Origin of the sequence: Salegentibacter maritimus (assembly GCF_016236915.1) — a bacterium.
GTDB lineage: Bacteria > Bacteroidota > Bacteroidia > Flavobacteriales > Flavobacteriaceae > Salegentibacter > Salegentibacter maritimus.
Window position 1 is genome coordinate 41,669 of record NZ_JAEHOK010000018.1, and the last position, 25,514, is coordinate 67,182.

Below are 25,514 nucleotides of genomic sequence, written 5' to 3' on the forward strand. Positions count from 1 at the left end.
AAAATTTTAACATTTGGAACTAGTGATTTTCTAGTTGGGCATCGTAAACCTTATAGAAACACTTGTAACCAATGTCTCAAAATATTCACATTTTATTAGAAAAATTCTTTGAGGGTAATTGTACTCGTCATGAAATCAATGTTTTAAAGAATTACCTCGAAAAGGATTCTTTTGAAGAGCTTGAGGCTTTTTTGCTGGATGAATGGAATAATCCTAAGCCTAATGATTTACCCCGTGAAAAAAAGGAATTGGTTCTGAAAGAGATTATGAAACAGGTGAGTGTTGAAAAACAGTCACGTTTTAAATTGACTGCATTTTTAAAATATGCAGCCATCTTTATTGGAATACTTGGCGTGTCAATCTGGTTTTTTAACCTGCCCGCTGATACGCAAGATAGTCCTGAAATAACCATTGAGTTGGAAGATGGGAGTATAAGAACATTAGATTCACAAGAAGACCTGGTAGAACATTCAGATTTTACTTATAAAAAGGGGAAATTGTTGTATACACCAAAAAGCAAGCCTTCAAATGAAAAGTTGGAATTTAATACCATACGTGTGCCTTTTGGAAAATCGGTAACATTGGTTTTATCTGATGGTTCCACGACTATAATTAATGCGGGGTCTTCTTTAAAGTATCCAAAAACTTTTCTAAAAGGGAAAGGCCGTGAGGTTTACCTTGAGGGGGAAGCGTATTTTGAAGTGGTCTCAAACCCCGACGAACCATTTATAGTAAATTCAAATCATACCAGAACACAGGTTTTAGGGACAAAGTTTAATGTTTCGGCTTATCCTGGCGATAAGGATGAGAATATTGCATTGCTGGAAGGTTCAGTGCAGGTTTCTACAGAGGGATTACAGCATACAAGTGTGCTTAAGCCTAATGAAATGGCTGTATTTCAAAAATCCAAGAATTCTTTGCACAGTGTTAATACCAATGCCACCGACCATATCGCATGGACTAAAGGAATTATGCTTTTTAGAAACGAAAAGTTTAGCACAATTCAACGTAAACTTGAAAGACACTACAATGTTAGTATAGATTGTAAAAATAAGGATCTATTAAAGCAAAGCTTTACCGGGCGTTTTAGAAATGAGTCTATAGAAGAAGTTTTTAAAACCTTTCAGAGAGCCGCCTCCTTCAATTTTAGTATAAACAACGATAAAGTTACCATTAATCCAAAAAATAATTAATATGACATAAGGCTACAAAAAGAGAAAATCGGAAAATGCTGGAACATTTCCCGATTTAAAATACAAATTATTTAAAAATTTCCTCAATTCTTAAACTAAAAACAAAATTATGAAAAAAATATTAGCTTTGTTCGGAGCTACCGAACCAAAGTGTAAAAGGTTATCGCTTAAACTTTCCTTTTTATTTTTCATGCTTTCTCTTTTCCCAATTAATGCCAATACTTATGGGCAGGAAAAAGTTTCAATACATCTGGAAAAAGTCTCTCTGGCACAGGTGTTTGAAGAGATAGAAGCAAAGACTTCTTATAATATCTTTTATGAAAACTCTATAATTGATTTAGAGCGAAAAGTTTCCTTAGATGTTTCAAATCAAGAAGTTAAAACCGTTCTGGAGATGCTGTTCAAGAATACAGCTATTAATTTCGAAATTTTAAAGGAGCAAATAATTCTAACCAAAAAAGATATTCCGTTAAAGTCTAGCTCCCGGGAGCCTCAATCGCAACAAAGGGAAATTAGCGGAAAGGTTTTAGATGAAAAGGGAATTCCGCTATTGGGCGCTACAATTACTGTTAAGGGTATGAACCGCGGTACTACCGCTAATTTTGACGGTGAATTTAGCCTGGCAGTACCAAATGAGGCTGTTTTAAATATTTCTTTTGTAGGTTATAAAAGTAAAGAAGTTGAGATAACCGATAATGATTTCTATGAAATAACCCTACAAGCAGATCTTGGTAATCTAAATGAAGTGGTGGTAGTAGGATATGGTACTACAGAACGACAGAATTTAACCGGTGCGGTGAGTACGGTAAATATGGAGAATATTCGAATGCAATCTCCCAACATAAATCTAGACCATGCTTTGCAAGGTCAAATTCCCGGAGTTTATGTTTCTGGAGCTACCGGGCAACCCGGGGCACCTGCCAGGATTAGAATTAGGGGAACAACTTCCTTACAGGGCTCAAATCAACCGCTTTATGTAATTGATGGAATTCCGGTGGTTCCTAATAGTAATATCCCGGTAGGTGGTAGAGAAGGCCAGGGACTGGGTGGTGTGCTGGAGGCGCAAGGCCTAAATACACCCATTGGAAATATTAATGCGAACGATATTGCTTCTATTACTGTATTAAAAGATGCATCTGCCGGGGCCATTTACGGTTCTCGTGCAGCCAATGGGGTAATAATAATTGAAACCAAATCAGGGAATTTCTCCCAGGCTCCCCGATTTAATATAGATTATTCTTTAAGCTCGCAGGAAGCCAAAACCCTTGATGTTTTAAATGCTGAACAATTTAAAGCAATTACTACTACTGCGGTAGAAAACGGAATCTTAGATAATTCTTACACTAGAAATGTTTTAGATGGTTCTTATTTTGGAAATGCCAATACCAATTGGGAAGAAGTACTTTCTCCTTCTAGTTCGGTAATCTCGAATTTTAATTTAAGTGTGCAGGGTGGTAGTGAAAATACCCGATATTTTTCAGCAATAGGAGCCAATACACAGGAGGGGGCTTTTGAAGGATCAAACTTCGATAGGTATTCGTTTAAGCTTAATCTGGATACTAAAGTTAACAATGCATTGAATATTGGAGTTCAGTCTAGCATTTCATATACAAACCAGGATGCGCTTGATAGATCATTAATTGATAGAATGTACACCTTTAGACCAGATTTGCCAATTTTTGATACTGATGGGAACTATTCTTTTTCCAGTGGTTATGCAAGCGAAAGCCCGGCAGCTTTAGCCCAGGCTACCAATAATAACCAAACCCTATTACTGCTTACTTCTTTATTTGCAGAATTGGAAATTACCGATGGTTTAACTGCAAAATCCCTTATTGCATTAAACTACAACGATGGTTCGCAAGCAAGTTTCTATCCAAAATTCACATTTAGAGGTGGGTGGAGTAGTTTTACAGGAGAAGGCGATGGATATGCCCAACAGAGCTCCAGTAAGTTTTCTAACCTTATGTGGGAAAATACATTAAGATATGATAAAGTCTTTAATGAAGTTCACCAAATAAATACAGTAATTGGTGCTTCATTTGAGCAAAATAAAACTTCTTTGCTTAAAGGCTGGGGAACCGGTTATTTTAACGATGTACTTACCAACATTTCCAGTGCTACAGTAAGTAGGGATGCTTCCTCTAATAAAACGGCTTATGGTTTGCAGTCTTATTTTGGAAGATTCAATTATAATTTTGATTCCAGATATTTACTAAGCTTATCGGCCAGGGTAGATGGTTCTTCCAAATTTGCCAAAGAAAATACCCACGCTTTTTTCCCTGCGGCTGCAGTGGGATGGAGACTTTCAGAAGAAGCTTTCCTTAAAAACTCTAATACAGTTAATGAGCTTAAGTTAAGGACTAGTTGGGGTGTTACGGGACAACAGGACTTTTCTCCTTACCAGTGGAGAACGCTTTATGCAACAGATGATTATGGAGATATGCCCGCTATTGTACTTAACCAGTTAGGAAATGATCGCTTAAAATGGGAACGCAGTAAACAATTTGACCTTGGAGTTGATTACTCCCTTTTTGATGATAGGCTTAGCGGTACTATTGGTTATTATGAAAAGAATACCGAGGATGCTATTTTTACAGCCATTAGTCCGGGTAGTACAGGTTTTTCTTCTGTACAGGCCAATGTAGGTAATACCAGTAACAAGGGTGTTGAGTTTGAAATAAATGCCGATATAATTAGATCAGATGACTTCAACTGGCGCCTTGGCTTAAATGCCAATAAAAACAGAAATAAATTAACCGAAATTTCTGATGACTTTAAAGATGAAGATGGTTTTGTATCTGGCTTTGGCGGTGGAGGTTTACTTAGGGAAGGAAGCCCAATAGGACTTATCTACGGTTATGTGTCAGAAGGTATTTTTCAGGAACAAAGCGAGATTGATGGGCTAAATGCTAATTCTCCCACCGGAATTTACCAAGAGGCCGGGACGTCTCTAGGTGACCTTCGATTTGCAGATCTTAACAATGACGGAGTGGTGAATGCCCAGGACCAGGAGGTTATTGGTGATACCCAACCCGATTTCTTTGGAGGGTTTACCAATACCTTTAGCTATAAAGGCTTCTCACTTACTACCTTATTCAATTTTTCAGTAGGGAATGATTTACATTGGTTTAACCAGGCAAGGTCTATAAATTTTGCTAATTCATATTTTGGTGAAAATAAGACTACTGAAGTGCTTAATGCCTGGACCCCAGAAAACCCAACCAACCAGCCAAGGGCAGTTTATGGAGATCCAAATAATAACGATCGTATTTCAAGCTATTATGTATATGATGCTTCTTTCCTACGTTTAAAAACCGTAAACCTTCAATATGTGTTTTCTAAGGAAGCTTTGAACAAGTTTGGGTTTGTAAATAGTGCTACTATATACGTTACCGGACAAAACTTGTTAACCTTTACCAACTACCCTGGTGCAGATCCTGAAGCTTCTAACTTGTATAATAACGATATAAGTGCAGGAAGAGACAATAACAGGTATCCTATATCTAGAGTATTTACGGCAGGAGTGAAAATTGGATTTTAAAAACTATATGATGAAAAAAATAATAATACCTATATTATCAATATTCCTAATGGCATCCTGTGAACTAACCGATGTCTTAGATCAGGACCCACCAAATAATTTGGTTCCCGAGAATGTAGTGAAAAATGAGAATGACGCAAAAGCATTATTGAATGGTGTTTACAGTACAATAATTTCTTTCTCAAGTGCGCATTATTATATGTACTCAGAATTAGTTCCCGCTGGCCTTAGCGGATCTATGAGCTACATTGGTTTTGGTGACGGAAATTCAGCTTTTGTGACCAACAGCGTTCTTTTTGACAATAGTGAATTAAAAAGTTTCTGGCAAATTAAGTACAAAGTACTGGATGCAGCTAATAATACCATAGCTCTTGTAGAGGAATTGCCCGATGAAGAATTTTCGGGGAATACCAAGTCTGAAATTATTGGCGAAGCTCATTTTTTAAGGGCAATGAGTAGCTTTGATTTATTAAGGTATTTCGGTGAGTTCTACGATTTAGATAGTGAATATGGAATTATTATTCGTACAGAACCGGTAAACTTTGTTACCCGTAATAAAGCTAGAAGCAGCGTGGCCGCTACCTACGAGCAGATATTGTCAGATTTAGATTATGCCATCGCTAATGCTCCAGATTTTTCGGTAAACCATAGAGCTTCTAAAACTGCGGCTAAGGCATTAAAAGCTCGTGTGCTTTTGTTCATGGGGAACTATAGTGGTGCAGCCAGTATGGCAAACGAGGTTATAGAAAGCCAGGTTAGGCAGTTGGAGCCAGATTTCCCTACAGTGTTTAATAATGGATTAAATTCTTCTGAAATTATTCTTCTTACCCATAGAAGTCCAGATTCAGACACTGAAGACAATAACCGAAAGCGATTTTATTCAGGAAGAACCGGTAACAGCTGGTATCCTGAAATGATGGAAGGAGACCCCAGGCAGGAGTTTACCTATGAAGGGCTTAAAATTCTGAAGGTAAATAATGAGGAAACTTTTAGGCCTACTTACTTTCTTAGATTGGCTCAAATGTACTTAATTAAAGCTGAAGCCCTGGCATTTGAAAATGCTGCGCTTGAAGATATTCAGGAACCACTTAATGCAATTCGTTTAAGAGCAGGTTTGGCACCTTCTGAAGCAACTACTATCGAGGCTGTAAAAGAAGAGATCTTTCAGGAATATGTGAAAGAACTTGCTTTTGAAAATGGTACCGAATGGTTTGCTGCGATTAGATTTAATAAAATTATGGAGCTAAAGCCGGAAGTAACAAATAAAAACCAATTCATTTTACCAATACCGGAAGATGAAATTTTTGGAAATTCAGAATTAAACCTTTCAGACCAGAATCCTGGTTATTAATAATACAATGCCCAAAAAGTAAAAAAAAGCCTCTATATCAAAGGTGTAAATCTGCTTTTTGGGTGTTTATAAAAATCATTTTTTAAAGATAAACTATATGAGTAAATTAAAATTCCTTACGGGGATACTGCTTTTTTGTGCCCTAACCAATCTAGTTGCCCAGGACCTAACTAAAAAGGTTCCTATAGATCCTTCTATAACTACTGGAAAGCTGGATAACGGTTTAACTTACTATATTAAACATAATCCCAAAACAGAGAACAAAGCAGAATTACGCCTGGTTATAAATGCAGGTTCCTTACTGGAAACCGAAGAACAACAAGGTCTTGCCCACTTTCTTGAGCACATGGCATTTAATGGAACCCGTAATTTTGAAAAAAATGAACTTATTGACTACCTGGAAAATCTGGGAGTACTATTTGGTGCCGACCTTAATGCGCACACCAGTTTTGATGAGACCGTTTATAAGCTAACACTGCCAACAGATGATGAAGAGGTTTATGATAAAGGTATTGAGATTTTAAGAGACTGGAGTGATGGTATAACCCTGGCAGAAAAAGACATAGATGAGGAACGTGGCGTGATTGCAGAAGAATTGAGAAGCGGACTTATAGGTTCACGCCGACTTTTTAACAGTTATATACCTTTAATTACAAATAATGCCCGGCACGCCGAAAGGCTTCCTATTGGAAAATTAGACGTTATTCTTAATGCTGATTACGAAGAGCTTAGAAAATTTTATAGAGATTGGTATAGACCAGATCTAATGGCTTTAATGGTAGTTGGGGATATTGATGTAGAAGAAACCAAACAAAAAATAATACAAAATTTTGGGGACTTGAAGAACCCAACCAGTCCTAAGCCACGAACCCAATATGGTATACCTGATAATAAGGAATTAAAGGCCGGTATTTTTACAGATCCCGAGGTATCATCCCTTAAGTTTTTTGCTTATTATAAAAAACAGAAAAACAACACCGAAACTTTAGAAGATTACCGCAAAACCTTAGTGGGTAGGTTGTATACCGGTATGTTAAACTTACGAATGGAAGAGGCCAGGGAAGAAGGAAGAGCTCCTGTTATTGAAATTAAAGGAGGAATGGGGAATTTTCTAGCCGATAAGAATTCATATTTTGTAAGTGCTACCCTTAAAGAAGACCAGATTAAAGAAGGTATTATTGCTACGCTTAAAGAAAGTGAACGGGCTAAACGTTATGGCTTTAACCAAAGTGAATTAGATCGCTATAAAAAACAACTTCTTAATCGTGCAAACCTGGTTAGAAAGGAAGAAGGAAAAATAAATTCTCGTAGTTATGTTGAAGATTATGTAGATCATTTTATAGAAGGTGATCCAATTCCGGGTAGTGAATTTACCTACAATTTTTACAAAGACCAGCTTCCTACAATTAGCCTGGAAGAAGTAAATGCCTTAAGTGAGAAATGGATAGGCGATGAGAATATAAGCTTAATCCTAGCAGGACCGGAAAAAGATGATTTAAAACTTCCGGGAGAGGAAACTTTGGTACAGTGGTTTGAATCTGTAAAAGATTTGAAATTAGAACCCTATGAAGACGATTTAAAAGTAGATGAATTAATGTCCTGGGAACCAAAACCGGGAAAGGTTAAAAATACTTCTTACAATAAAGATATTAATGTTACCGAATGGGAATTATCAAACGGGGTAACAGTAGTTTTGAAACCTACAAAATTACAAAATGATGTTATAAGCATTAGTGCTGTTCGTCCCGGCGGTAGTTCTTTAGCTCCCGATGAAGACTATATATCTGCACGTTTTGCAGCAGGTATAATCAATAAAAGCGGTTTAAATAATATTTCTGAAAGCGGATTGAGAAAACTGAATATGGGAAAGACAGTTTCAGTTAAAAATTATATAAACTTTTATGAAGAACTAATCTCTGGAGAGAGCTCTACTAAAGATTTAGAAACGATGTTAAAAATGATACATCTTTCTTTTACCAATCCTAATAAAGACGAAGCTGCCTTTTCAGTTTTTAAAGACAGAAGGGTTTCAGCCTATAAAAATAACGAAATCACCCCTTATAGCTATTTCCGTAAGAAAATCGCTATTGAAATGAGCGATAACCATCTTAGGGCTGTTCCGGTAGAATCGAAACAAATTAAAGATGGATTGAATTTAGATAAAGCTTTTGATTTTTATAAAGAACGCTTTGCTTCTGCCAAAGGCTTTACCTTCTTTATTTTAGGAAATTTTGAACTGGATTCTATAAAGCCTTATGTTGAAACTTATATTGCTAGTTTACCTTCAAAGAATATAAAGCAAAAGAGCAAAGACATTAAATTGCGCTATACCCAGGGGAATAACGAAACCTTTTATAAAGGACAGGAAGATAAAGCTGAAGTGCATCTTAGGTATACAGGTAAATTTGATTTTTCTACAAGAAAAAGAGATTTATTAAGTGCACTGACGCACGTTATAAGGCTTAGGTTATATGAAGAATTAAGAGAGAATAGAGGAGGGGTTTATGGTGTTAGAGTAGCTTCATTTGCTACAGATATACCTTACAAATGGTACCGCCAAAGCATTGACTTTACCACTGCTCCAGATGATGTTGAGGACCTTATAAAGGCCGTACACGTAGAATTAGATAAAATTAGAAAAGAAGGCGTGACCCAGGAAGATTTAAATAAGGTAAAAGAAGCTTTACGCTTAAGGGGAAAAGAAGGCCTGGACTATAATAGTTATTGGTCTATGAAGCTAAAAGAAGCTTATAAATACAACCTGAACCCTTCTAAAATTCCAGACTTTAATTCTTTTGCCGATGAATTAAGCTCAAAGGAGCTTCAGGAGCTTGCCAAAGAATATTTAATAGAAGATAATTATTCTCAATTTATTCTTCTACCTGAAAAAATGGAAAAGAAAGCTGGGTAATTTCAGTGATTTGATTGAGTTAGCAAGAAAAACCGTTTCGTTAAAAAGAAACGGTTTTTTTTATGACTTTTTTACAAGCTCTTTAATCCTTCAAGCTTACATAGCCAATGAATAAGCTTTGATAATAAACAGAAATTTAGAAATCATTTTACGCTTATTTCCCGGTAATCTGCACTGCACAAAACTGGTGTGAAAATACAGTTGTGGTGCCGGAACAAATAAGAGCATATTACATTAAAATTTGTTCATTCTATTCTACTAAGCTTTTTAGGTTTGAATGGAAAAGTAAAGTATTTAAGGTGAAAAAATAAATTACCTCGTGACAAGCCAATGGAGCATTAAATGTAAAGTTTTTTGATTTCAAGGCGTGCCTGAAAGTCTCAATAATCTCGGGATAAAGGATTATAGAGTAAACTTGTAATTGCCTTTAAGCTGCGCTCGCCTTAGTTTTCTTTGATATCCTCAAAACAGCAAAAAAAGCGGTTAAAGAAAGTAGTACCCAAAATACATCAACTACAAAAATTTGGGTATAACCTTTTTGAAGGGAAATCCATATCCAATTACCCGTGATTATACCATTAGCAACCGGAACCAGCATACCGAGGATACTCCCTAAGACTAAACAGGTTTTATTAGTGAAATGATTGTCTCGTTTTATGGTGAATAAAATGCTTAATATTAACCATCCCCAAAAAAACACCTGGTAAATAAGATCCTTTCGTACTCCCCCTGTATCTGCAACATAACTTTCTCCAAAAACCTTCATAACTATAAAAATAATGGCAGTTATTGGTAATAAACTTAGGCAAACAGAGGTATAAATAGTGACCAGCCAGTTATTGAAGGTTCTCTTGCTTTTTGAAACACTTTTTTTATTTCTGGCAACTAGCCATATATAAACCCCTGAAAGAATTACAAAACATGTAACAAAACCCAGAACAAGGTAAATTAGTTTAAGGCCATACCCACCATAATCACCATAATGCAATCGGCGTAAAAGGTTAAAAGTTCCCTGGGCGTAAGAAGTGGGGGAGTCGATAGATTTTTCGGCGATAAGTTTAGCGTCTGCTATTCTATAGGTTTGGGAGGCCCGGTCTAGCAGATTTTCATCAAAACCGGGAGAACCGCTTAGTTGTACATACATATTGGCGTCGCCATAATTTATAATTTTAAGCTCACTAAGTTTTAGGTCGGGCCATTTTTTCAGGATCTTCCCTGCAAAATGATTAATTGAAAAGTCTTTTTGTATTGGTGTATAGGTGAATTCCATGTTGTCAACTTCTTCTTCCAGGTTTAGGATGTTTGCTATTTCACCGGGTTCATCTGGAAACAGGTAGCTTTCTACGGGCGGGAGCATTACCATATATCCAATCATTAAATAGCAACCGGTAACTGCAAAAATAAACTGGTAGGGAAGTCCAATTATACCCAGTGCCACATGGGCATCAGTCCAAATAGTTTTCCATTTGGCCATGGGACGGAATGTGTAGAAGTTGGAGATTATTTTTTTCCAATGTACCAGCACACCGGTTATTATGGCAAAAAGAAAAAAGAAAGCAACTAAACCTGCCAGTAAATAACCAGACCTTCCAAAAAAGTTAAGCTGTGCAAAAAAGTGTAAGCGATAGAAGAATTCACCAAGTGAATAATTAGACTGATAGTCCTTTTTTTCAAAAGAATCCATATCCATAAAAAGATAATTAGATAATCTTCCGCTATTTTCATCAGTAAGGCTAGAGTCTTTGGAAGGCGTCATAGAAACATTTACTTCCCGCTCAAAATAACGATGAGAGTAGGAAATATCTCTTCCATAGAGATTTTTATTTTCTTCTAATTTCTTTAAAGACCTATCAAAATTAATGGTGTTAAAGTAATTTTCTTCAATAGGTTTGTTATGCTCCCAGGCACTTATTTCATCTCGCAAAAAAGCAATAGAACCGGTGAAAAAAATAATATATAAAAGTGCACTTATAATTATACCGCTAATGGTGTGGGTATGAAAGAGAATATTGTAAATTCTATTGGACATTTTGAAGGGAATTTAGGGAATGACATAAATAAGCAGAACGAAAAATGCGGATAAAAGAAGGTATATCCCCCATATTTTAAAGCCATTTTTAGCCAAAAAGGCGATTATCATTAACGCAACCCATACTATAAAACCTGCAAATTGTAAGGTAATGAGCGATGCGGCATTTTTAAAAAATTGGATGAAAATCATAAAAAAGCTTTGCGTGAGGATAAATCCACCAATAAAACCAGCCGTAATTTTTAAGAGACGTTGCCACGTAGAGGAGAAGTGTTTTTTATTTGCCGGCATAATAAGAGAGGTAAATTTCAGTAAGTAAGATTAGTGCAATTAAAACGCCCCATAATTTTAGAGACGGAATTTTTAAAGGTATAAGCAGTATGCTTAGACTCGCTGCCAGGCTTAAGATCATTAAAAAATAAAGAGATCCTACTAACCAACCTAAATGTAAAAAACAAATGCACAGACCTAATACCATTAATAAAATCCCTAGATAATTGGCATTTTTGGGATGATTTTTTAGCCATTGTTGCACAGGATATTTTACATTGAATTTTGCTCTCTTTGAACTATGATAACAGGAGATAAAACCTAAAAGCGTTATTAAAAAGGCGAGTGAGATCATCTTTAAATTTTAATAGTAGGCCTCATAAAATTATGAGTTATAAACTATATTAGTAAGGTGAGCATTTCGGCCCGAAGGCCGAAATGTCTCTGGCTTATTCAAACTGGTTTACTAATTTACTTTTACCGGGCTAAGCTTGCTAATAGCTGTTATATTACCTCCCTTTACTTCTAAGCCTTTTGTAGCAGTTGCAGTTTTAACATTAATATTATAAACATAACTGCTTTCGGTTGTGGTAATGCCAATGTGTACAGTTCCATTAGCATCTACATAGTTATTACTGGTTACATTTTGTATGCTTGCTGCCTCAGGGACTCCATCTAACCACTCAAATGTTTTATCGTAAACATTGATTATCGCCAAATTCGTGCCTACGCTATAAGCTGCTTTTTCTTTTTTCATCATCACAACAAAGTCTCCATCTCCGCCATAAATATGATTGGTAACGTAGTAGCCTCCTGAGGCTTGCTCCAGATCAAAAAGGTAAGATTCATCGAATTCGGTTTCTCCGCTGTTTATCCTGGTAACTGCCGAAGGTTTTGTAGAGGTTATATCTCCATTAGATGAGCCAAGAGATGATGAAAATGCATAGGCATCTCCCGTTTCGTCTACACTAAGCCCATTGGTGAAATACCTGCCAATAGAACTTGTCCTATCGTCATTTATAACTTTTTCCAGTTCCATTTCAGGATAAGAATACACGGCAATCCAGGCCTGGTTTGGGTAATTGGTTCCAAACCTATCATTACAACAAGCCTTAATACTATAAAAAGGAGCAAAAACTTTATCGCCTACCTGGGTCATCCAGGTAAAAAATGCCTGTTCCCCTTCGGGCGCAAGAGCAGCCGTGTTAATTTCACCTTCGTCCACAAACTGGCTGTTGCCGGTATCTAATCGGTACCAGCTTGCCACCGGCGATTCGCTGTTTCTGGAAACCCGGCTCATAAGAACGTCATCTCCTACATTAGTAAAAGTATGTACAGTTTCCGATTGGAAATCTGATATTTTATCTAAAGCTCCATTTTCATTTAACTGGTAGGTGGTTACTGCACCGGGGTTTCCCTGGCCATAGAGCAAGCTAAAAAACTTATTATTGGAAGTAATATAATAACGGTAAGTGCCGTCTTGTTCTACTCCGTTTCCCTGAGTGCTTATTGTGCCTTCCGTAACACTTTCTGCAGTAAGTAAATAGTCGGCTACTCCTTCTGAAGCTACCGGGGTGGCTGCAATAATATATTTATCTGTAGCGGTTTCTCCTTCTCCCGGAACATCGGGATCGTCTTCACTGCAGCTTACACTAATTAGAGCTAAACTTAGCATGGCGAGAAAATTAAAATTGAACTTTTTCATATTGATTATTGTTTTGGTGTTAGTATTAGATTAAAATGAATATCTTATTTTGGCGGTAAAGTTTCTACCGGGTTTCTGTAAGCTAAAATTGTCGTATAAGTTGGCATTTGCCAGGTTTCTTGCTTCCAGGGTAAACTGAAAGCTGTTCTTTTTCCCAAAACTGTAAGTCATGCTCAAATCGTGCGCAATTTGTTCGGGTACTTCCAGCTTTGTGCTTCCTAAGCTGGGCCAATACAAATAGAAAGAATGAACATATAACAGATTGTAGCCAAAGCTGATACTGTTATTGGAGTTAAAAGGGCTCTCTATGGTGTAGCTGGCATCAGCATTGCCGTACAGGTAGGGTATGTTGGGAATTCTATCTCTGTAAACAATACTTTCCTGGGTTTGACCATCTTCAAACTGAGTGTTGTTTCTAAGGTTTTGATAGGTTAAATTCGCTCCCGCAGAAAATTTATTTTTATAAGAATAACGAGCTTCGGCTTCTATTCCCAGATTGCTAACATCTGCAAGGTTATCCATTACCTGAAAAACCTGATTTTTGTTGAGCCTGGGCCTTATAAAATCTTTTGCATCACGGTAAAATCCATTTGTGCTTAGATTAAGCTGGTGATATTTTTGAATTTTGAATAGATATTGAGCACCAAGGTTATAATTATAACTTGTTTCTGGCTTTAGGCTACTGTTTCCCTGCAACAATACACCGCCATCTCCAAATAATTCGTTAGGCTGCGGTAAGCGGAAACTTTTCTCAAAAGAAGCTTTTATCTGAAAATTATCTGTAAGGAAATATGTACCGGCTGCTCCATAACCTAAACTATTAAATGTATTCTTTTTAAAGCGGTATGCAACGCTGCCGTATTCTGAACCTTCGGGCCTGTAAGCTTCTTCAAATGTATTAACCTGGTTGTAATTCTTTAAAAAACCGGTAATGCTCCAATTTTCTTTCTCAAAGGTATAACCTAGGCCGGCCACATTTTTAGTGGTTTTTTGAGGTTGATTATAGATTTGTTCCTCTTCCGATAGCAGGTTTTCCCTCTTTCTGTTAAAACTGGTATATACATTACTAATGGCCAGTTTGTGCGTTTCATTAATGTTATAGTTAAGGTTTGCATTTGCAATACCATTATTATTCTGAAATTTTAAATGCGTATAATTTAATTCTCCTCCCGGGCTGTCATATTCAATAAACTCCCCAAACCAATTATAACGTCGGTTTACTGTATCTACCACTTCTTCTTTTCCGAAATTATAGTTCGCATTTAAAGTGACATCCAGGCCTTGGGTAAAGAGATCTTTTTTTTGATATTTTAAACTGGGCATTAGAATATTTCCCTGTCTGTGCCTATTGCCATAAACGCTAACCTGTCTGGCACCTGTTTGAATTTCATTGTAGTTTTGGCCCACTGTAAAACCAAGTAATAGCTTATCGGCATAAGATGTATTTACAACACCTATATTTCCAATTATTATTTCGTTGTGGTAATTATCATTAAAGCGCTTAACTTCCTGGTTTGGGAAATACTCTCCGGTTTCCAAATCGGCTACATCAACATTAACAGCGTAGTTGTTATCAGAATAGTTTTGAAAGGCATTTATTCTTGCAGTGAAACCCGATTTTGCCGTGTATATAGCATTAATGTTGCTACGATGCGTGTTAAAAGAACCATAGGAATAAGAGGCATCTAAATGATTTCCAAAGTCACTTTTTGTAACTATATTGATAGCACCACCAAGGGCATCGGCTCCTAAACCAACAGGAACCACACCTTTGTACACTTCAATACGTTCAGCCAGGTTAATAGGGATATTGTTTAATTGAAAAGAAGAACCAAAATTCTCCATCGGGATTCCGTCAATAAAGACTTTTACCTGGTTTCCCCTAAAACCGTTCATTGAAAGTTGCATATTTGAACCTACGCCGCCACTTTCCCGAACCCGTATTCCCGAAACCCGGTCCAGGGCATGCCCAATGTCTAATGAAGTATGGTGTAGTTTTTTAGCATCTACTACATCTACATTATACGCCAGTGCCTCAATTTGTTGAAGTTTACTTTTTGCGGTAAGATTTACTTCTTCCAATTGGGTTGCTGATTCTTTTAAACGGATATCAAAAAAGTTATAAGCTGGTGTAATTATGCGTGTTTCCGGGACATAGCCAACGAATGAGATGTTGAGGTTGAGATTGCTATTATTGGAAGGTATCGCTAAAGAAAAATAACCTTGAGGATTTGTTGTAGTCCCTTTAGAAATTTCAGAAATCCAGATGGTCACCCCAAGTAGAGGGTTTCCCTTGGTATCGGTTATTTTTCCTTCAATTTGCTGCTGCTCCTGGGCACATAAGTGGCCGCCTATAAAGAGGCATAGCAAAAAAAATCCACGCAAAGTTGTATATTGCATTGCTTTTTAATTGTAAGAGGTTAAAGAGTAATCATGGAGTCATACAGTTGCCGCTGTATGGCTCTTTTTTTTGTTTAAAATCAATACATAATTATTAAGACTGGTTCTAAACTGGAGCAAATGTAATTATTTTTCTTAACTGGAAAAGGGAAATTCATATTTTATTTAAAATAAGTCTAAATAAGTTTTGTAATTCAAAAGCTTAGCCTATGTTTGCACTATCGATAATCATTCTAAATAATTAAAATGAAAAAAATTACGATTTTAATCTTTGTACTACTGGTTCAGGCCACAGCTTCAGCTCATTATTTATGGATAGAAACAGCTGCCAGTGGTAAACTAAATAAAGAACACCTGGTGAAAATTAAGTATGGAGAATATACTTCAGGAGCAATTGAAAAACCGGGAAATGATGCTTTTAATGCAGTTAAAAATTTTAGTTTGTGGTTAATAGCTCCCAGTGGAGAGAAAAAGGAATTGAAAATAAGCATGAAGCGTGATTTCTACCAGGCGGTTTTTGTTCCCTCTGAGGAAGGAAGCTATGCCCTGGTTTTAGATAATAAGAATGTGCAGGTTTTAGATTATACAGCATATGATTTTGGAATTTTTAAACCTCAATATCATGCAAAGGCGAGGGTTACAGTAGGGAAGAACCCTGAAAAACTTGCAAAAACTAATTTTGAGGGTATTGAAATTCTAAACATAAGTAATAAGGTTGCAAGCCATAAAAGCGAAGTAAACTTAAAAGTTCTTTTTAAAGGGAAATGCTTAAAAGAACAGGAAGTGATAATTTATATTAGCGACCAGTGGTCGAAGAAACTTACCACCGATAAAAACGGAGAGGTGAGTTTTAAACTCCCATGGGATGATACGCTATATACCATAGAAACCACCCATAATGAAGATATCACAGGAACATTCGATGGAAAAGATTATGATTTTATATGGCATTGCGCTACATACGCCATTGCCCTGTAATTACCTTGTGTTTTAGTTTTGAGTTTTGAAAGTCCCTGCCTTGTGCAGGGATTTTTGTTGTATGGAATTCTACTTTTTAGGGTTTTAATGGATAAGGAATAAAATGTTTAGAATAACAATAATAAGTTGTGAGTTGTGGTTGTCGGCTGAATGCATTTAAGCTTTTTTTATCTCAATTTATTGTCCATGCCAATGCGGTAATTCCTGCTTTCCAAAAACTTAAACTAAATACCTTATTTTAAATCAATTTAAGGTCTTTCATAATCCCAACAAGATGTGGATTGGTCTCTGCACCAAACTCGTCGCGTAACTCTTTTAAGCGTTTTTCTATGGCACTCTTACTGTTAGGCTTTATGTTTTTTTCTTTCAATACTTTTTCTATTTTATCCTGAGTGTAACCTTTAGAAAGGAATTCAACAATACTAATTTCAAAAGTATTAAGGCTAATGAGGTTGTTTTGTGATAATGCTTTTTCAATGGAGGGTGAATTATAGGTTAACCCCTTATTTAAAGCTAGAATTGCCTGTTTTAAATATTTAATTCCATGGCGGTCTTTACACACGTATGCATCTATATTCCCTGAAGCCCAGAGGTTTTTTACGATTTGCGGATGATCTTCAATAGAATGTACAATCACTTTTAGGTTTGGGTTTTCATTTTTTAATTTAGAAATAAGTTCCTCCCCAGAGGTGATTTTTTCTTCTCTATAGTCCTGCTTAAAGGAAAGATCGCAGATAAGCAAATCGTATGGATTGTTATTAAGCAGTTCTTTTTTAGCCATTAACCAGGCCTGGTCGCAATATTGTGAATGAGCTACATTGGTTATTCCGAGATCATTTAAAAGTATGGCCACAGCTTGATTAATACTGTCTATATCTTCCGCAACAAGGACTTTTTTAAGCATAATTTTCTTATAATGGAATAGCGATTAAAATTTTTAAGCCTTTTCCTTTTTCTGTTTCAAAAGTAAGTGTTCCATTTATAGAAAAAATACGGTTTTCCACATTTTGAAGTCCATTTCCATTTTTAATAGCCTCTTTTGCCGTGCCTATACCATTATCAGAATAATGGATTTTTAAATATCGGTTTTCTTCATTGAAAACCAACGCCACTAAGGATGCCTTACTGTGTTTTTTCATATTTACCATAAACTCCTGCAAGACTCTATAGATCACTAATTTTTTTTCGCGATTTATAGTGCTCCAGGGAATATTATTTTCTCCACTTATAATCAAACGGATATTAGCCGGGCAAATATTGGAAAGTAAAGCCACTAATTGTTTTAAATACCCTGATCCTGTATCAATCTTACTATTTTCTCTTGAAATATCCCGGGTACGGCTATAGATACTTTCCAGCTTATCTATTATTTTTGTAGGAACTACCGCTTCAAGGCCGCTCATTATATTATAGATGTCGTTCGCTAGTTCGTCGTGAATCTTTTTTGATATTCTGGTTTCAGTATTATAGATTTCTATTATTTTCTCCTTTTTATGTTTTTGTCTGTTATAATAAAAAATGAAAATTGCTAAGGCTATGGTAAGCATAGCGACAAACATCAAAATATAATTCCGGGTTTTAATCTTCTGGTTTTCTATGGTTTGTAGTGCTGCGGAAGCTTTCAGGCTGGATATCTCCTGTTGCTTGCGCTCTTCATCAAATTTTATTTTGGCAAAAGTGTTTTTCGCCCGTAAGTTTGTTTTTTTTAGACTATCGCTAAGGTGAATATATGCGGAAACATAACTTGTGTCGCTGGGGCTAAGAGCCAATAATTGTTTCAAGGCGTCTACTTGGGAGTGTAAGCTTGTATTAGTTTCACCGGTTTCAAGCCAATTTTTTGCATAATCGATAGCTTTGATCTTGTTACGATTTTTATAGAACTCTGATAAATGAAAATAGCTCGTTGTTAAACCACTTTTGTCATTGTATGCTTTTCGCCACTGTAGCGCTTGTTGTAATTCTAAAGAAACATCTAAATGCTTATTCCGCAACCATTTTGTAAAAGCGAGATTATCCAGATTTCGTGCACGCGACCTGTAATCATCTTGGGGAACCTCTGAATAAATTTTCTGGAAAATCGAAATAGCTTTTTTATATTTTTTTTGATCCTGATAGACCAGGCCTATATTATTTTGATAAATTAAACTATCCTCTAAGTTTTTTGAATATCGAAGTGCATTTTTATATTCGTTTAAGGCATCATTGTAAAAGCCCTGGTTGCGATATGCGATTGCTATAATATTATGAGCACTGCTTAAATACTGCCGATCTTTTTCCCTATTAAGATAGCGCAAAGCTTCAATAGCTGATTCCTGGCTTCCCGTATAATCCTGCATTCTACTTTGGGCTATTGCCATTTCCAGGCTTCTACGTGCAGCTTTTGTGCTATCCCCTATTTGAAGGTAGTGTTTACGTGATTCAAAAGCATTTTTAAAAACTGCTTCCTGATTATCTAAATAGCGATGTATAACTGCTTTTCTGTAAAATGCAAGTGCAATCCAGTTTGTATCTTTCCTGAATGTTGCCAGGCGTTCAAGGCTATCTGCGAAAAAAAGCGCACTATCAAATTCCTCTAAACGATTATGATAATATATTTTATAGTCTAAAAGCAGTGGGTAAAGGCTGTCCTTTTTATTGTGAAGCTTAGATAATGATTGATTTAAATTTTGAATCTTGGCACTTATTTTCTCTTCATTTATAGCCCGTTCAAAAAAATAATAAGCTGAATCATTTTCAATACCCATATCCAACTTATCCTGCATTTTATTTCTACAAGCGCTAGATAAAACCAGGAACAGGAGACAAAAGATTAGAGGGGGCAATTTCATAAGGCGAAAATAAAAAAAGCCGCTCTAAAGCGGCCTTTTAATTATACATAAATAAAATTTAATCACCTCCGGGCTTCTCTATTTAAGTGTCTTAGCTTTAAAGTATTTCTTTATTAACTATGTAAGCATTATCTTTTTTTGTGATTATGCTGCAGTGATTTTCATTTATATTTTAGTAGATAAATCTTTTAATTCGATAATCGATATTTTATGCTCTGGGACTTGTCTCAAAATAAAAAACCCCGTAAACATTGAGTTTTACGGGGTTTTGGTTTTGTTTGAAGTCTTAACAGTACTCGAGGCGGGAGTGCTTTAAATCTCTTGTATCCTGCATTTATAATGGGTTTCGGTTAGATCATTTTGGAGTGTCTCCGAATTAGACACCTTTAACTTAATATTAACAAAAACATAGCTAGAGAGTAAGTGATAATCATATTGAAAAGTTAAAGGTATTTAGCATTTTTTAAGCTTATTGAGTAAATTAACTATGTCTTGAAAAATTCGTTAAATTCTATCTTTTTGTCATACGTTGGTGTTTTTATGTTTTATTGTTTTAGGAGAGACTGCAATAACAGTAATTAATAGCTAAGCTTAAAATAGTAAAAAAGGCCGTTTTTTATTTGTAAATACTTGTTGTTCCGTTACAAGTCCAAAGAGTTTCACCATTATCGTAAGCATTAAATGTATTAGTTCCGGTGAAATTTCCATCAGTTTCTGAATAGATATAGCTTCCAATAAATTCTCGTGTACTACCTGACGGTAAAGTATAATTTGTCTCAAGTGTTAACTCATTTCCGTTTAATTCATAGTAAGAACTTGTTAAGTGTCCAGGATCAGTGAAATTAACTGTATTATCTGTTAAAAACCTAAACTAATATGCATCTCCTTCTCCTAAATCAAATCCATTTGAGCATACTTCTCCGTGTCTTTGGAAATTTCAAGTGTTTTTAAGGATTTTTTCTTCTAGACTCATTGTTTCGAGGTTATCATCGTTTGAAGAACAAACTGCATGGGGAGAAAGTGCTGGGCAAGCCTTCTAAAACGGTCTATCATTCCCTTAATCGAGCTTTAAAGAGTGTTCAGGTAGAGATCAAAGTACTAGAGACCCGACTCACTGAACTAGTAAAAGAGGAGCAACAACAACAGCTCACTTTACTAAAAAGCATTCCTGGAATGGGGAATAAAACAGCTATTATGTTACTGGTTTTGACGGATGGTTTTTCCAACTTTGAAACTGCCCGGCAGGTATGTTGCTACACGGGAATCACACCAACCATACGGGAATCTGGGAAAAGTGTGAAAGGTAAAAGTAGGATCAGCAAGGTAGGTAACTCCAAGCTCCGGAACCTGTTATTCATGTGTAGTTTTACAGCCTGTAAACACAGGGATATCTATGAACGAATAATCGCCAAGGGAAAGAGCAAGAAACTGGCATTGATTGCAGTCTGTAATAAACTTCCTAAACAAGCTTTTGCGATCGCGAAATCAGGCCTGCCTTATGATGAAAATTTTGTATCAAAAATGGGATAGTTTACTTGGAAGTTAGCTCAGTTCTTTATTAGCAACTTTTATTTTTTTACGATATGTCCATTTCTATAGTTTATAACATCAAGCAGTTTTCCATCTATATCATAAAGTTTCATTGAACCATTTCCATTTTTCAAAGTTCCTTTATCCAATTCGTTTCCAGATCCATCATAGCTGAAAATTATCTCTTTTAAACTTCCGTTTTCCCATAATCTTTCCGTAAATGGATTTCCATTTTCGTGATACCACTGCCATTTTCCAATTCTCTTTCCCTTTACTAATACCCCAATTCCTTGTCTATTACCATTTGGATGGAAAAAAATCCATTTACCGTCTTGTTTTCCATCTTTAAATTTTCCAATTTGTCTTATCTGACCGTTTTTATAATAATATTTCCATTCTCCATTTTCTTCTCCTTTGTGAAAATTTCCTACTCCTTTCAATTCTCCAGATTCGTAGTATGTTTTCCATTTTCCACTTTTTCTATTATCTGATATATTACCTTTTTCTTTCAGATTTCCATTGAAATAATATTCTTTATGAACTGAACAGGAAATAAAAATTAAGGAAAGGAAGAAGAGTTTAATTATTTTATTCATCTCTTATATTTACTGATTTCGCTTAAAAATAATTGTTGCTAACAGTTTCGCTTATCGCAAGTGTGCGGAATTTAGCACACGGAGTTGTCGGTTTATTGTTTTGTTCTTTAGAGTTCTAATTTATCGATTTTGTTCGAGTACCGCATATTTGCGATGAAGCGGTGTTGTGCATAGTTTTTCTAGAAAGGCAACTCATCATCATTTAAAATCGTGTGATTTACCTGGTCATCTTTAGCTTCTTTTTCCAAATTTTCTTCAATGGATTCTATAAATTTAATTGTGTTTGTCACATTATTAAAGATTAATAAGCTTTCTCCATAGTTTAAAACAGGATTATCATGAGCAAAACTTCTATTATTCCGAATATCGTTAAAGGCCTCTATTACATTAATAGAAAACTTTAAAATCTTTTCAGCCATTTTGGACTCAACATAATCTTCTTGAACAATAAATTTTACGTATTTGCCAAATACAGCATTTAGGGATTCTTCTTTTTTATATTCTACTTTGTGCTTATCACACAATCTTCTTATCCACTTTACTAAATATGTATGTAATCTATCCAAACCTGTTTCAGGTTCATGTTTCTCTATACTCTCCTTGATAGATTTTGCCAATAAATGAAAATCTCTATCTTCTTCACTTTCCTTTATTACATCAATTTCTTCTACTAAAATATCTTTCTTTAACCTTTCAGCTATCTTAGAACATTCTTGATGGAGGTCTTGATCTCTATAGTCAAATCCTTCTGCACCGATTTGATATTGAGCTACCCAATAATCAAGAAGATTTTCTAAAAGTAATCCCACTTTATAATTAGGTTCATTTTGAATAAAGGCTCTTAATCTATTTGCTTTTGAACCACTATTAAAGTCATATTTTTCATCATAAATATCAATCTTTAAAGTATCGAAAATGAATTCTTGAAAGGTTCTATTTGAAAAATCCATTACATATCCAGACGCCATTCCAAATAATTTTTCAATTATTAGCTTTTCTTTATAAGTAATTTTCGCCATCTATTTAATTTCAAGGGATTTAAAAAATTTTAGATAATCTTCTTTAGTAAGATCATTTCTATTTTCTTCTGAAACTGAAGCGGTTATAGTATAACCTAAATTACCTTTGTTGCAGAAAAGAAAATAAGAGTAGATTTCTCCATTTTTAGAGTTTATTTCAAAATCATAAAAAGTTTCTCCATTTATTTTCTGTTTTCCTTTTGAAATAGCACTTACCTCTAAAGACTTAGAATTCTCCATACTTTTTAAATGCTCATCTCTTAAAGTTTTCGAGCTTAACTCTGACTTATAATCATCAATCATTATTGATATCACACTGTTGTTAAGTGCTGAGGAATCTTTTTCTTCATTTTTGAAATATATATAGCTATCGATTTTTTCCCATTTCCAGTTTTGAGTTGGTAGACATATATCAAATCTTTGGTCAGAGTAGAAATTTTGACAAGCCACTTCTTCTTTTTTAGAATTATTTATACAGCTAGTCATAAATAAAATTATGAACGACAATATTAGTTTATTCATGTTCGAAAAATTATGCACAACGGTCTCCTTTAGTTATGTCGATAATCAAAGTCGAATTCAAAGTTTTGGTTCAAAGTATCGATAGATTTTACAACAAATTTCATTTCTCCTTTTTTATAAGGCGTTTCACCCACATAATCAATAGGCTGTATATAATATTTCCTGTCTTTCCAATCAAAAAATCGAACAAACCCATAGTGATATGCCGATGGAACATTTACCCAATCCGTTTGAGATTGTTTTTTGACTACTTCACAGGTAAGAACGGTATCAGGTAATCCGATTGTAACATTATTTAAATCAAAATTAGTCGAATTATGGAGCCTGAATTTTAAATCTTTTCTAAGCTCGGTTATTTCCGCTTCTTTTTTGTCCGCCTTTAATTCTTCATTTTCTACATTATCTTTCTTTTCCATTTTACAACTGCAAAATAAAAGTCCGATTATTAATATAAATTGAATTTTTCTCATAATTAAAGCCAACGGCAGTCTGTCTCAAAACTACCTGTATTTTCATTAAAAATAGGTGTAATCTGGTTTTAATCCAAAATTTAGTGTTATCAGGTTTTTTATCTTCCAAATTACCTGCATTGGGTTTTGAGGCTTGATATAGACTAAGAACAGGGTTTTGGTGCCAATAATAGCTTTTTGAAGGAGTTCTTTAAGGCCAATACCTGTATTGATTAAACGGGTTAAATTATAGGCCAATGCCATAAGCCCCAGATCTGCCGAGGCTACTTTCATTCCTTTTTTGGTTATGATATGGTCAAAGCCCCATTGCCGTTTAATAGTTCCATAAGGATGTTCAACCAGTGCCTGCCTTTTCCTATAAAGTTGCCCACTTTCTGTTACACGCCTGGCATTGGCCTGAATATTCTCTGTAAATTCCGTTCGCTGGATGACTTTCCCATTGACTTTGGAGGTGGTACATTTGTGCCTAACAGGGCATTTTTTGCAGGCTTTGGTTTTATATTGTTTAAAGGTATAGTTACGGGCTTTGTAATGGGATTGATTGGAGGTTAGGTTGTTTCCCTGTGGACAGGTGTAAGTGTCGTTTGTTTCGTTATAGCTAAAGTTTTCTGCATTGTACCTAGGATGGGGCGCCTGGCTTTTTCTGCCGATTGCAGGAATGGCCACCAGGGTTTTTATGCCTAAGGTGTCGGCTATACAAAATTCACTTCCGGTGTGGTAACCTTTATCGTATAGTGCGGTAAAACTAGTATTTCGCAATATGGATTTTGCCCGTCTTAGCATCATCCCCATAGCTTTTTTGTCATTTTGATTGGTCAGTTTATAATCGATCAGGAACTTATGTTTGGCATCTACAGTGGTTTGTGCTGTGTAGCAAACCTCGGTAATGGTACCTCGTACAATTTGATGCCGACTATCGGGATCTTGTAGCCTTCCCTAAAAATGTAGCCTTCCCCAATTTAAGACAGGGCTAAATTCAATAAATTTTCATTAATATCATTCGATTCGGGGAAGAATTCTTCCCCGAATCGAGGTTTGTACTCCCTTGGTGATTTATTGCCCAGGGATTGATGCGGATGGTTATTATTGTAATCTTCCATCCATTTATTGCTTAAAGAACGCAATTGATGTAAATCATTAAACCAGTAAGCATCTAATATATCTTCTCTATAAAATCTATTTAAACGTTCTATATACCCGTTTTGCATTGGCTTACCTGGCTGGGTATACCGTATTTCCACACGTTTTCTATTGCACCATTGACTGAATGTTTTAGAGATAAACTCAGGGCCATTATCACAACGGATAGTTTGTGGTAATCCAATTTCTTCTTCTAATTGTTCTAAAGTCTCCACTAGCTTTCTAGCAGGATAGTTCAACCCTGGATCTACAGCCAGTACTTCTCGGTTGCAATCATCAATTATATTTAAGACACGTACCTTTCTGCCATCAGAAAGGACATCTGACATAAAATCCATACTCCAAACCTGATTCAATTGTTCAGTGGTCTCTAAAGGATGTTTTACCCTACCTGTAATGCGCTTTTTATGTTTGCGCCTTAGCTTAAGCTTCATCTGCCGGTATACTCGTAATACCCGTTTCCGGTTCCACTTATGGCCTTCGCGACGTATTCGTTTATAGTATTCATCAAAACCTCTGGTGGGCAACTCAGTGGCCAATTCAGAAAGTTTATCGATTACCTCATAATCGTCTCGCTTAGTCTGATAATACCACATCGAACGGGTTAAACCTACTACATTACAGGCTCGTTTTATGGAGACCTGGTACTCCTTGATCAAATAAACCGCTCTATGCTTCTTGTCGGAAGGCCTTAGAACTTTTTTGACAGTATATCTTTCAGCATTTGGTTATCTAGACTGGCATCGGCATACATCTGCTTGAGCTTGCGATTTTCTTCTTCCAACTCCTTAAGCCGTTTTAGCTCACTAGTTTCCATTCCACCATATTTCTTACGCCAATAATAGATAGTGCTTTTATCAATACCCAGTTCTCGAGCGATATCACCAACAGCTCGGCCTTGTTCGTTTTCTTTCAAGATCTTGATGATCTGACTTTCTGTAAATCTACTTTTTTTCATCGGACAGTTTATCGTTTTTAAAATTAACAATTTCGAATTTTAAACTGTCTTATTTTTAGGGAAGGCTACA

General features: G+C 35.7%; 16 protein-coding genes and 3 pseudogenes. 6 read left to right on the top strand and 13 right to left on the bottom strand.

Features of this window, described 5'->3' with window-relative positions; all coding sequences use genetic code 11:
* The first annotated feature begins 71 nt into the window (after positions 1-71).
* From I6U49_RS13115 to I6U49_RS13130, 4 genes are all read left to right on the top strand, one after another.
* On the top strand, positions 72-1,193 hold the full coding sequence (locus I6U49_RS13115) for a FecR family protein (RefSeq protein WP_198629147.1): 1,122 nt from the start codon (positions 72-74) through the stop codon (positions 1,191-1,193).
* A 109-nt stretch (positions 1,194-1,302) separates the two neighbouring features.
* On the top strand, positions 1,303-4,737 hold the full coding sequence (locus tag I6U49_RS13120) for a TonB-dependent receptor (RefSeq protein WP_198629148.1): 3,435 nt from the start codon (positions 1,303-1,305) through the stop codon (positions 4,735-4,737).
* A gap of 10 nt (positions 4,738-4,747) precedes the next feature.
* A complete protein-coding gene (locus I6U49_RS13125; RefSeq protein WP_198629149.1) occupies positions 4,748-6,088 on the top strand; it encodes a RagB/SusD family nutrient uptake outer membrane protein in 1,341 nt (446 codons plus the stop codon).
* 97 nt (positions 6,089-6,185) lie between these two features.
* A complete protein-coding gene (locus I6U49_RS13130) occupies positions 6,186-8,999 on the top strand; it encodes a M16 family metallopeptidase (protein WP_198629150.1) in 2,814 nt (937 codons plus the stop codon).
* A gap of 427 nt (positions 9,000-9,426) precedes the next feature.
* Here I6U49_RS13130 and I6U49_RS13135 read toward each other — a convergent pair whose 3' ends face one another.
* The 5 genes from I6U49_RS13135 to I6U49_RS13150 all read right to left on the bottom strand — a co-directional run bounded on the left by I6U49_RS13135 (position 9,427) and on the right by I6U49_RS13150 (position 15,403).
* On the bottom strand, positions 9,427-11,028 hold the full coding sequence (locus I6U49_RS13135) for a PepSY-associated TM helix domain-containing protein (RefSeq protein ID WP_198629151.1): 1,602 nt from the start codon (positions 11,026-11,028) through the stop codon (positions 9,427-9,429).
* Positions 11,029-11,040: 12 nt separating this feature from the next.
* Positions 11,041-11,319, bottom strand: a complete 279-nt coding sequence (locus I6U49_RS13140; RefSeq protein ID WP_193712021.1) for a hypothetical protein — start codon at positions 11,317-11,319, stop codon at positions 11,041-11,043.
* Positions 11,306-11,653, bottom strand: a complete 348-nt coding sequence (locus tag I6U49_RS17295; protein ID WP_193712022.1) for a DUF3325 family protein — start codon at positions 11,651-11,653, stop codon at positions 11,306-11,308. Before I6U49_RS17295 ends, I6U49_RS13140 begins: the two co-directional genes overlap by 14 nt.
* 111 nt (positions 11,654-11,764) lie before the next feature.
* A complete protein-coding gene (locus I6U49_RS13145) occupies positions 11,765-13,003 on the bottom strand; it encodes a DUF4374 domain-containing protein (RefSeq protein WP_198629152.1) in 1,239 nt (412 codons plus the stop codon).
* A 30-nt stretch (positions 13,004-13,033) separates the two neighbouring features.
* On the bottom strand, positions 13,034-15,403 hold the full coding sequence (locus I6U49_RS13150; protein ID WP_198629153.1) for a TonB-dependent receptor: 2,370 nt from the start codon (positions 15,401-15,403) through the stop codon (positions 13,034-13,036).
* A gap of 246 nt (positions 15,404-15,649) precedes the next feature.
* Here I6U49_RS13150 and I6U49_RS13155 point away from each other — a divergent pair, with 246 nt between their 5' ends.
* Positions 15,650-16,381: a DUF4198 domain-containing protein gene (locus I6U49_RS13155; protein ID WP_198629154.1), complete on the top strand. Its 732-nt coding sequence runs from the start codon at positions 15,650-15,652 to the stop codon at positions 16,379-16,381.
* Between the two features lie 238 nt (positions 16,382-16,619).
* Here I6U49_RS13155 and I6U49_RS13160 read toward each other — a convergent pair whose 3' ends face one another.
* Both I6U49_RS13160 and I6U49_RS13165 read right to left on the bottom strand, forming a co-directional pair.
* Complete coding sequence (locus I6U49_RS13160) at positions 16,620-17,285, bottom strand: response regulator (protein ID WP_198629155.1); 666 nt, start codon at positions 17,283-17,285, stop codon at positions 16,620-16,622.
* Positions 17,286-17,292: 7 nt separating this feature from the next.
* Positions 17,293-19,143 carry a tetratricopeptide repeat-containing sensor histidine kinase gene (locus I6U49_RS13165; RefSeq protein ID WP_198629156.1) on the bottom strand — a complete coding sequence of 617 codons (1,851 nt, stop codon included), beginning with the start codon at positions 19,141-19,143 and terminating at the stop codon, positions 17,293-17,295.
* 1,056 nt (positions 19,144-20,199) lie between these two features.
* Between I6U49_RS13165 and I6U49_RS13170 the strand changes: the two are divergent.
* Positions 20,200-20,739 (top strand): annotated as a pseudogene (locus tag I6U49_RS13170) (IS110 family transposase); the annotation flags it as partial.
* A gap of 38 nt (positions 20,740-20,777) precedes the next feature.
* On the opposite strand, the gene I6U49_RS13175 reads toward I6U49_RS13170, so the two are convergent.
* From I6U49_RS13175 to I6U49_RS13200, 6 genes and pseudogenes are all read right to left on the bottom strand, one after another.
* On the bottom strand, positions 20,778-21,335 hold the full coding sequence (locus I6U49_RS13175; RefSeq protein ID WP_198629157.1) for a toxin-antitoxin system YwqK family antitoxin: 558 nt from the start codon (positions 21,333-21,335) through the stop codon (positions 20,778-20,780).
* 179 nt (positions 21,336-21,514) lie between these two features.
* Positions 21,515-22,354: an abortive infection family protein gene (locus tag I6U49_RS13180; RefSeq protein WP_198629158.1), complete on the bottom strand. Its 840-nt coding sequence runs from the start codon at positions 22,352-22,354 to the stop codon at positions 21,515-21,517.
* Entirely contained in the window at positions 22,355-22,840 is a 486-nt protein-coding gene (locus I6U49_RS13185; RefSeq protein WP_198629159.1) for a hypothetical protein, read from the bottom strand.
* Positions 22,841-22,905: 65 nt separating this feature from the next.
* Positions 22,906-23,292, bottom strand: a complete 387-nt coding sequence (locus I6U49_RS13190; protein WP_198629160.1) for a hypothetical protein — start codon at positions 23,290-23,292, stop codon at positions 22,906-22,908.
* 99 nt (positions 23,293-23,391) lie between these two features.
* Positions 23,392-24,270, bottom strand: a pseudogene (locus I6U49_RS13195) (transposase); the annotation flags it as partial.
* Positions 24,271-24,305: 35 nt separating this feature from the next.
* A pseudogene (locus I6U49_RS13200) lies at positions 24,306-25,444 on the bottom strand (IS3 family transposase).
* Between the last annotated feature and the right edge of the window lie 70 nt (positions 25,445-25,514).

Coding starts and splice junctions, on each gene's coding strand:
- I6U49_RS13150 (WP_198629153.1), bottom strand. CDS start 15,403: ATGCAATATACAACTTTGCGTGGATTTTTTTTGCTATGCCTCTTTATA.
- I6U49_RS13160 (WP_198629155.1), bottom strand. CDS start 17,285: ATGCTTAAAAAAGTCCTTGTTGCGGAAGATATAGACAGTATTAATCAA.
- I6U49_RS13175 (WP_198629157.1), bottom strand. CDS start 21,335: ATGAATAAAATAATTAAACTCTTCTTCCTTTCCTTAATTTTTATTTCC.
- I6U49_RS13180 (WP_198629158.1), bottom strand. CDS start 22,354: ATGGCGAAAATTACTTATAAAGAAAAGCTAATAATTGAAAAATTATTT.
- I6U49_RS13115 (WP_198629147.1), top strand. CDS start 72: ATGTCTCAAAATATTCACATTTTATTAGAAAAATTCTTTGAGGGTAAT.
- I6U49_RS13145 (WP_198629152.1), bottom strand. CDS start 13,003: ATGAAAAAGTTCAATTTTAATTTTCTCGCCATGCTAAGTTTAGCTCTA.
- I6U49_RS17295 (WP_193712022.1), bottom strand. CDS start 11,653: ATGATCTCACTCGCCTTTTTAATAACGCTTTTAGGTTTTATCTCCTGT.
- I6U49_RS13135 (WP_198629151.1), bottom strand. CDS start 11,028: ATGTCCAATAGAATTTACAATATTCTCTTTCATACCCACACCATTAGC.
- I6U49_RS13190 (WP_198629160.1), bottom strand. CDS start 23,292: ATGGAAAAGAAAGATAATGTAGAAAATGAAGAATTAAAGGCGGACAAA.
- I6U49_RS13165 (WP_198629156.1), bottom strand. CDS start 19,143: ATGCAGGATAAGTTGGATATGGGTATTGAAAATGATTCAGCTTATTAT.
- I6U49_RS13185 (WP_198629159.1), bottom strand. CDS start 22,840: ATGACTAGCTGTATAAATAATTCTAAAAAAGAAGAAGTGGCTTGTCAA.
- I6U49_RS13130 (WP_198629150.1), top strand. CDS start 6,186: ATGAGTAAATTAAAATTCCTTACGGGGATACTGCTTTTTTGTGCCCTA.
- I6U49_RS13155 (WP_198629154.1), top strand. CDS start 15,650: ATGAAAAAAATTACGATTTTAATCTTTGTACTACTGGTTCAGGCCACA.
- I6U49_RS13120 (WP_198629148.1), top strand. CDS start 1,303: ATGAAAAAAATATTAGCTTTGTTCGGAGCTACCGAACCAAAGTGTAAA.
- I6U49_RS13125 (WP_198629149.1), top strand. CDS start 4,748: ATGAAAAAAATAATAATACCTATATTATCAATATTCCTAATGGCATCC.
- I6U49_RS13140 (WP_193712021.1), bottom strand. CDS start 11,319: ATGCCGGCAAATAAAAAACACTTCTCCTCTACGTGGCAACGTCTCTTA.